The organism is Sporichthyaceae bacterium, from assembly GCA_036493475.1.
In the GTDB taxonomy this organism is placed as follows: Bacteria; Actinomycetota; Actinomycetes; order Sporichthyales; family Sporichthyaceae; genus DASQPJ01.
Map to the genome: position 1 here is coordinate 1 of DASXPS010000185.1, position 1,659 is coordinate 1,659.

The following is a 1,659-nucleotide window of genomic DNA, read 5'->3' on the forward strand; positions in this document are numbered from 1 at the left end:
TGGCTGACCGAGGACGGCTTCGCCCACATGTCCACGTTCGGCGGCGCCGAACTCGGCTGCGTGGCGGCGCTGAAGACGCTGGAGATCACCTGCCGGCCCGAGGTCCGGTCGATGGTGCACTACATCGCGGCGACCTTCACCGGCGGACTAGCGAAGATCCAGGCGCAGTACCCCGACTGGTTCACCGGGATCCGGCAGGACGGGCTGGTCATGGGGCTGGAGTTCGGCCACCCGCAGGGCGCCAAGTTCGTGATGAAGCGGCTCTACGAGCACGGGGTATGGGCGATCTTCTCCACCCTCGACCCCCGGGTGCTGCAGTACAAGCCGGGCATCCTGCTCACTCCGGCGGTGTGCGAGGAACTGCTCGAGCGGACCGAGGTGGCCATCGCGAAGGCCAGGGACGACGTGGCCACGGGGGCGCGGCGATGACCCAGGAGATGAGCAGGGCCCCGATCAGCGTCTCGGAGCTGCTCACCGACCCGGCGGGGGTGCCGAGGGCCCGGGCCATGCTGCAGCGGGCGGAGTGGGCCGGGCGCGCCTTCGCCCGGTACGACAAGCCTACGGTGGACGCGATCGTGCGCGCCGCCGCCGCGGTCGGCGCGGCCGGGGCCCGCGAGTACGCCGAATGGGCGGTGCGGGAAACCGGGTTCGGCGTGGTGGAGCACAAGGTGCTCAAGAACGTCGCGTGCAGCACCGGAGTCGTGGAGCACTACGCCGGCCACGACTACGTGACGCCGCGGGTCGACGCCGCGGCCAAGGTCGTCGAGGTGCCGCGCCCGGCCGGCGTGGTGCTCGCACTGACTCCCTCGACCAACCCGGTCGCCACGGTGTTCCTCAAGTGCCTGCTCGCGCTCATGACCCGCAGCGTGGTGGTGGTCAGCCCGCACCCGCTGGCCAAGGAGGTCTGCGCCGACGCGGCCCGCGCCCTCGGTGAGGCGGCGGTCAAGGCGGGCGCTCCGGACGGCGTCATCCAGGTGGTGGACGAGCCGTCGGTGCCGTTGATCGACGCGCTGATGACCGACGAGCGGACCAGCGTCATCGTCGCAACCGGGGGCGTGCCGGTGGTCCGTGCCGCCTACAGCTCGGGCACGCCCGCCATCGGGGTCGGCCCTGGCAACGTCCCGGTGCTGGTGGACGCCACCGCCGACCTGGCCAAGGCGGCCCGGCGGATCGTGGACAGCAAGAGCTTCGACAACTCGGTCCTGTGCACCAACGAATCGGTGCTGATCGTCACCGAGCAGGCCGCCACCGCGCTGCTGCGGCACCTGAAGCAGGCCGGCGCCTACCTGCTCGCGCCGGACGAACGGGACAGGGTCGCCGCCATGCTGTTCCCCGGCGGGCGGTTCGACATCCGCTTCGTGGGCAAGGACGCGAGCTGGATCGCCGCCGAGGCGGGCCTGCGGGTGCCGAACCGCACCCGCGTCCTGCTCGCGCCGTTCGACCTGGTGGTGCCCGAGCAACCGCTGGCGCACGAGAAGCTCTGCCCGGTGCTCGGCCTGGTCCGGGTGCCGACGGCCTGGCGCGGGATCGACGCCGCGCGGGCCGTGCTGCGGCTGTCCGGGCGCGGCCACTCCGCCGCCATCCACAGCACCGACCCCCAGGTCATCATGGAGTACGGTGCCGCCGTGGAGGTGCTGCGGGTCGCCGTCAACGTGGGCA

General features: G+C 72.2%; 2 protein-coding genes. Both read left to right on the top strand.

The genetic code is table 11. The annotated features are described in order from the left end of the window. Positions 1 to 429, top strand: a 429-nt coding sequence (locus VGJ14_18165) for an aminotransferase class III-fold pyridoxal phosphate-dependent enzyme (protein HEY2834353.1), incomplete at its 5' end; no start/stop codon positions are given. An 8-nt stretch (positions 430 to 437) separates the two neighbouring features. Further along, positions 438 to 1,659: aldehyde dehydrogenase family protein (locus VGJ14_18170; GenBank protein HEY2834354.1), on the top strand; the 1,222-nt coding region annotated here is incomplete at its 3' end.